The 5,889-nt window shown below is 61.6% G+C and carries 8 protein-coding genes; all 8 read left to right on the forward strand.

The genetic code is table 11. From position 1 onward, the window contains the following. Positions 1-500: ChbG/HpnK family deacetylase (locus ACFFAR_RS22570; protein ID WP_375508503.1), on the forward strand; the 500-nt coding region annotated here is incomplete at its 5' end. A gap of 204 nt (positions 501-704) precedes the next feature. Beyond that, on the forward strand, positions 705-893 hold the full coding sequence (locus ACFFAR_RS22575; protein WP_372237029.1) for a hypothetical protein: 189 nt from the start codon (positions 705-707) through the stop codon (positions 891-893). Between the two features lie 120 nt (positions 894-1,013). Next, positions 1,014-2,048, forward strand: coding sequence for a beta-eliminating lyase-related protein (locus tag ACFFAR_RS22580; RefSeq protein ID WP_174364421.1), 1,035 nt, complete (start codon positions 1,014-1,016; stop codon positions 2,046-2,048). 25 nt (positions 2,049-2,073) lie between these two features. Then, entirely contained in the window at positions 2,074-2,604 is a 531-nt protein-coding gene (locus tag ACFFAR_RS22585) for an NUDIX domain-containing protein (protein ID WP_061999886.1), read from the forward strand. A 114-nt stretch (positions 2,605-2,718) separates the two neighbouring features. Further along, the gene (locus ACFFAR_RS22590; protein ID WP_174364422.1) at positions 2,719-3,873 is read left to right on the forward strand and encodes an iron-containing alcohol dehydrogenase; all 1,155 of its coding nucleotides are present in this window, start codon (positions 2,719-2,721) and stop codon (positions 3,871-3,873) included. A gap of 3 nt (positions 3,874-3,876) precedes the next feature. Continuing rightward, positions 3,877-4,314, forward strand: coding sequence for a thioesterase family protein (locus ACFFAR_RS22595; RefSeq protein WP_062167161.1), 438 nt, complete (start codon positions 3,877-3,879; stop codon positions 4,312-4,314). Between the two features lie 80 nt (positions 4,315-4,394). Beyond that, positions 4,395-5,279, forward strand: coding sequence for a branched-chain amino acid ABC transporter permease (locus tag ACFFAR_RS22600; protein WP_375508505.1), 885 nt, complete (start codon positions 4,395-4,397; stop codon positions 5,277-5,279). Continuing rightward, positions 5,272-5,889, forward strand: a 618-nt coding sequence (locus ACFFAR_RS22605) for a branched-chain amino acid ABC transporter permease (RefSeq protein WP_375508504.1), incomplete at its 3' end; no start/stop codon positions are given. The genes ACFFAR_RS22600 and ACFFAR_RS22605, both read left to right, overlap by 8 nt.

Consider the following 5,889-nt stretch of genomic DNA (forward strand, 5'->3'; position numbering starts at 1 on the left):
ACTTCGGCCTGACTCGCGGCATCAATCGCGCTATTGCCGAACTGCACGCCGCCGGCGCCCTCACTTCAGCTACTCTCATGGCCAACGGCCCCGCCTTCGACGACGCCGTTGCCATCGCGCACGCGCACCCTGGGCTCGGCGTAGGCTGCCACGTTGTGCTCACCGATGGCACGCCCGTTTCGCACCCCCACAGCATTCCCAGCCTGATGGGCGCGGACGGCAAGACATTGCGCGAAACCGTCGATAAATTGAAGGACAAGCTGAAGAACGCGGCGATAGTCCTGGCTGCCGTCGATGGCAACAAGGTCAGCCTGATTGCAGGCGTCACGGCGGAGGCATCGAAGAAAGTGAAAGCGGGCGATCTCGTGAACTTCGTCGCACAGCAAGTGGGTGGCAAGGGCGGCGGGCGGCCGGATATGGCGCAGGCTGGCGGCACCGAGCCGCAGAACTTGGCAGCAGCGCTTGCCGGTGTCAACGAGTGGGTGAAGGGGAAGCTCTAAACCTGTCTCTGAACCAGGGTCAAAAGCCCGTCGTGTAATCAACACGACGGGCTTTTTCCATTCGGGGCGAACTATTGCAAGCCGATCGACAGGTACGGACCTTGCGATTCTTCGGCTAGCGCGGACACGAAGTCCCGCGCATCGACTACAAAAAGGAACACGTTCATGAACAAGAAATTTGTCTCGCTCGCACTCGCTTCCTCGATGCTTTTCACCACCGGCGCGGTCTATGCGAAGGGCTGTCTCGAAGGCGCGGCGGTCGGCGGCGTAGCCGGCCACGTAGCGGGTAAGCACGGCGTGGTGGGCGCGGCAGGCGGCTGTGCGATCGGCCATCACGAGGCTAACAAGAAGGACAAGCAAGCCGCGGCAGCGAGCCAACCCGCCGCGAAGTAATCAGATTAATCTGTAGAAGGGCAATGAGGTCCGCGGCATCGTCTTATTGACGTCTCCGCGGATTCGGACATGAACCGCTAAAATGACGGCCACGTCCACATTGCCCTGGCTCCAGACCGCATGCAACATTTTGCCTCCGATAACTACGCCGGTATTTGCCCCGAAGCGCTGGCAGCGCTGATCGATGCCAACAACAGCGGCCATGAGCCCGCTTACGGCGACGATTCCTGGACGCAAGGCGTCTGTGATCGCATCCGCGATCTTTTCCAGACGGACTGCGAAGTCTTTTTCGTGTTCAACGGCACGGCAGCCAATTCACTGGCGCTCGCGTCGCTCTGCCAGTCCTACCATTCGGTGATTTGCCACGAACTCGCGCACATCGAAACCGATGAATGCGGCGGCCCTGAATTCTTCTCTGGCGGCTCAAAACTGCTGACGGCGCCGGGTATCGATGGAAAGCTGACGCCGGATGCCATCGAAGCAATCGTCACGCGCCGCGCCGATATCCACTACCCGAAGCCCAAGGTCGTCACGCTCACGCAGTCCACCGAAGTGGGCACCGTGTATAGCGTCGAGGAGATCCGTGCGATCGCGGCGATTGCCAAGCGCCGGCATCTGAAAGTGCATATGGACGGCGCGCGTTTTGCGAATGCGGTGGCGTCGCTGAACGTGCACCCGTCGGAAATCACGTGGCGCGCGGGCGTAGACGTGCTGTGTTTCGGCGGCACGAAAAACGGCTTGCCGGTCGGCGAGGCGGTGATTTTCTTCGATAAAGCCCTGGCCGTCGATTTTGCCTACAGGCTCAAGCAGGCGGGGCAACTGGCATCGAAGATGCGATTTATTTCGGCGCCGTGGCTCGGCCTTCTGAACAACGATGTCTGGCTGCGCAACGCCCGCCATGCCAATTCAATGGCGCAGTTGATGGCCGACCGGCTTGCGGATATAGAAGACGTCAAGGTGATGTTCAAGCCGCAGTCCAACGCCGTGTTCGCCGAACTGCCGCCACATGTGGCGCAGGCGCTGCGCAACAAGGGCTGGAAGTTCTATCAGTTCATCGGCTCGGGTGGCTGCAGGCTGATGTGCGCGTGGGACACCCTGCCGGAAACGGTGGAACAGTTCACCGCTGAAATCCGCGCGCTTTGCGCCGCGCGTTGAACGCTCGACTTCCCGGAATTTGACCATGATCGAATACCATTTCTGTCCGCGCGATGCGAATAAGCTGGTCGAACGTGCCGATGCCGCCCACGAAGGCGGCCGCGTGCGGCTGGCGTGCCCGGACCCGGAATGCGGTTTCGTTCACTGGAACAATCCGCTGCCGGTGGTTGCGGCCATCGTGGAGTACGAGGGCAAGATCCTGCTCGCGCGCAATGCGGCATGGCCTGAAGGCATGTTCGCGCTGATCACGGGTTTTCTCGAAAACGGTGAGACGCCGGAGGAAGGGATTGCGAGAGAAGTGCTGGAGGAGACGGCGCTCGTCGCACAATCGGTGGAGTTGGTCGGCGTGTACGAATTCATCCGCAAGAATGAGCTGATCATTGCGTACCACGTGAAGGCGAACGGGACGATCGCGTTATCGCCGGAATTGCTCGAATACCGGCTGGTCGAGCCGGCGAAGCTCAGACCGTGGCGCGCGGGAACGGGACACGCAGTGGCGGAGTGGATGCGCCGCCGCGGGCTCGCGGTCGAGTATGTGGACCGGCCGGGACAATAGTCCTGCGAGCGGTGCCGCCAAGGATCGTGACATTTTGTGCCATCGACGGACTCGATTGACGGCGTCTCCCGGCACTCCTAACATGCCTGACGCAGACAAAAACGGGGACACGTCATGGCTTTCATCTTTTATCTCACGCACATTCATCTCGGCTTCGATGCGCTTGCGTCACTCGACGGCGAATGCGCGCGCACCGGCATCAGGCGGCCGCTGATCATCACGGACAAGGGCGTGCTCGCCGCCGGCCTCGTCTCGCAGACCGTCCAGGCAATGACGCTCGACGCCGGCGCGGTTCCCATCTTCGACGAAACCCCGTCGAATCCGACCGAAGCCATGGTGATGAAAGCCGCCGCGCTCTACAAGAGTGAGAAATGCGATGGCCTGATCGCGGTGGGCGGCGGATCGGCCATCGACCTGGCGAAGGGCGTGGCGATCGCCGCGACGCATCCGGGCACGCTGACCGAATACGCGACCATCGAAGGTGGCAGTAACAAGATTACGGCGGACGCCGCGCCGCTGATCGCGGTGCCGACCACGTCGGGTACCGGCAGCGAAGTGGCGCGCGGCGCAATCATCATTCTCGACGACGGCCGCAAGCTCGGCTTCCATTCGTGGCATCTGCTGCCGAAATCGGCGATCTGCGATCCATCGCTGACGCTTGGACTTCCGCCCATGCTGACCGCGGCGACCGGCATGGACGCGATCGCGCATTGCATCGAAACGTTTCTTGCCTCCGCGTTCAATCCTCCCGCCGACGGCATTGCGCTCGACGGGCTGGAACGCGCGTGGGCAAATATTGAAAAGGCGACGCACGATGGCCAGGATCGCGATGCGCGCCTGAACATGATGAGCGCATCCATGCAGGGCGCGATGGCGTTCCAGAAGGGCCTGGGATGCGTGCATTCGCTCTCGCATCCAATGGGCGGACTGGTCGTGAACGGGCGCACCGGCTTGCATCACGGCACGCTGAACGCGGTGGTCCTGCCTGCCGTGCTGCGCTTTAACGAAAGCGCGCCGAGCGTGGTTGCCGAGAACCGCTTCGCACGCATGCGCCGCGTGATGAACCTCCCCGCCAACGCAGATATCGCTCAGGCCGTTCACGACATGACGGAGCGTCTTGGCTTGCCGACGCGCCTGTCGCAAATGGGCGTGGAAGAAGGCATGTTCGACAAGATCATCAAGGGCGCGCTTGCTGATCATTGCCACAAGACGAATCCGCGCGAGGCGAGTGCGGAGGATTATCGGCGCATGTTGCAGGAGTCGTTCTGATTCATGACGCGACCTGTACCCACGAAGCGCGCGGATTATCCCCATTTTCTTTCGATCAACACGCGCTGGTCCGACAACGACATGTACGGCCACGTGAACAACGTGGTGTATTACAGCTACTTCGATACGGTGGTGAACGAGTATCTGATTCGCGAAGGCGCGCTCGATCTGGAGGCCGGCAAGACCATCGGCCTCGTGGTCGAGACGCATTGCAGCTACTTCGCGTCACTGGCGTTTCCTGATCGCATCGATGCCGGTTTGCGTGTCACTCGGCTCGGTTCAACGAGCGTGCGGTATGAAGTCGGCATCTTCAGCGCCGGGTCGGAGCAGCCGGCCGCGCAAGGGCATTTCGTGCACGTCTACGTGGATCGCGATACCCGCCGTCCGGTGCCATTGCCCGAAGCGCTCGTGGCGGCGCTCAAGCCGCTCGTGAACGGGTAGGAGCGCGCCGCGTGAACACGTTCATTCAGTGGTTCGCGATCAACCTTCTGAATGGAGTGAGCGTCGGGTTGTTGTTGTTCATGCTGTCGGCGGGACTCACGCTCATCTTCAGCATGATGGGCGTGCTCAACTTCGCTCACGCGAGCTTCTACATGCTCGGCGCGTATGTTGGTTACGCACTCGCGGCAAGATTTGGCTTCTGGTTTGCGTTGCTTCTTTCGCCGTTGGTTGTCGGTGCGCTCGGCGCCTTGTTCGAGCGCTTCCTGCTTCGACGAATCCAAACACGCGGCGCGCTCGCCGAGTTGTTGCTGACATTCGGCGCGGCGTATCTGATTGCTGAAGCCGTCAAGCTCGTCTGGGGCCTCGCACCGTTCAACGCTGTTGTTCCTCCATCCCTGGATGGCCCCCTCTTCACGCTCTTCGGCGCAGCGTTCCCGCGTTATCGGGCGTTCATGATGTTCGTGTCCTTCGCGATGCTCGTAGCGTTGTATGTGGTGCTGCGGGTATCGCGGATAGGACTTGTCGTGCGGGCCGCGCTCACGCATGCGTCGACGGTCGAGACGCTCGGGCATGACGTGCCGCGCGTTTTCACGTTGGTCTTTGCTGCGGGCACGGCGCTCGCCGCGCTTGCCGGCGTGATCGGTGCGCCGTTGTTCGTGATCGAACCTTCAATGGCCGAGAACATCGGGCCGATCGTGTTTGTAGTCGTTGTCGTCGGCGGCCTTGGATCGATCGGCGGGGCGCTCGTGGCATCGCTTCTGATTGGCTGTGTGCAGACGTTTGCTGTGGGGACGAACATGTCGCTCGGCGGTGCCGCAAACTTCATGGGCGCCACGCTGCCGGCTGCATGGGCCGCGTTGAGCGTCGCGCAGATCGCGCCTTTGTTGCCGTACGTATTGCTCGTCGCCATGCTCGCATTGCGGCCACGCGGACTCTTCGGACAGCGCGGCGATGACGATGCTTGAGCTCAGACGTGTAACGCCGTGGTTGTTGCTTGTGGCCGGTCTCGCGTTGCCGCCTGTGTTCAGCTCGCAAAGCTGGCTGCTTGCGTACCTCGCTCAAACGGCGACCCTGATCGTGTTTGCACTGTCATTCAATCTGCTGCTCGGCGAGACGGGATTGCTGTCGTTTGGTCACGCCATATATGCCGGCCTCGGCGCATTCGCCACCGCGCAAATCTTCAATCGATACCCCTTGCCACTGCCGCTATTACCTTTGATAAGCGGCCTTGCAGCGGCGCTTGTCGGTATCGTGTCCGGCTTCTTCTCCACGCGCCGCGCGGGCACCACGTTCGCGATGATCACGCTGGGTATCGGTGAACTGGTTGCGGCGGCCGTGTGGCTCGTGCCGGACTGGTTCGGTGGCGAGAGCGGGGTTTCCATCGATCGTGCAAGCGGACCTGCAGTTTTGGGGTTGGGTTTTGCGCCTGCGATTCAGGTTTATGCGTTGATCGCCGTCTGGTGCGTGCTCGCATGCCTCGCGATGTTCATGTTTTCGCGCACGCCGTTCGTACGCGTGGCCAATGCTGTACGCGATAACCCCATGCGCGCCGCGGCCATCGGTTTCGATCCACGG

Origin of the sequence: uncultured Caballeronia sp. (genome assembly GCF_964243625.1) — a bacterium.
In the GTDB taxonomy this organism is placed as follows: domain Bacteria; phylum Pseudomonadota; class Gammaproteobacteria; order Burkholderiales; family Burkholderiaceae; genus Caballeronia.

Bases quoted from the DNA above. Each gene is read 5' to 3' on its own strand.
- ACFFAR_RS22590 (WP_174364422.1), top strand. From the start codon at position 2,719: ATGGCTTTCATCTTTTATCTCACGCACATTCATCTCGGCTTCGATGCG.
- ACFFAR_RS22600 (WP_375508505.1), top strand. From the start codon at position 4,395: ATGCTGTCGGCGGGACTCACGCTCATCTTCAGCATGATGGGCGTGCTC.
- ACFFAR_RS22595 (WP_062167161.1), top strand. From the start codon at position 3,877: ATGACGCGACCTGTACCCACGAAGCGCGCGGATTATCCCCATTTTCTT.
- ACFFAR_RS22585 (WP_061999886.1), top strand. From the start codon at position 2,074: ATGATCGAATACCATTTCTGTCCGCGCGATGCGAATAAGCTGGTCGAA.
- ACFFAR_RS22575 (WP_372237029.1), top strand. From the start codon at position 705: ATGCTTTTCACCACCGGCGCGGTCTATGCGAAGGGCTGTCTCGAAGGC.
- ACFFAR_RS22580 (WP_174364421.1), top strand. From the start codon at position 1,014: ATGCAACATTTTGCCTCCGATAACTACGCCGGTATTTGCCCCGAAGCG.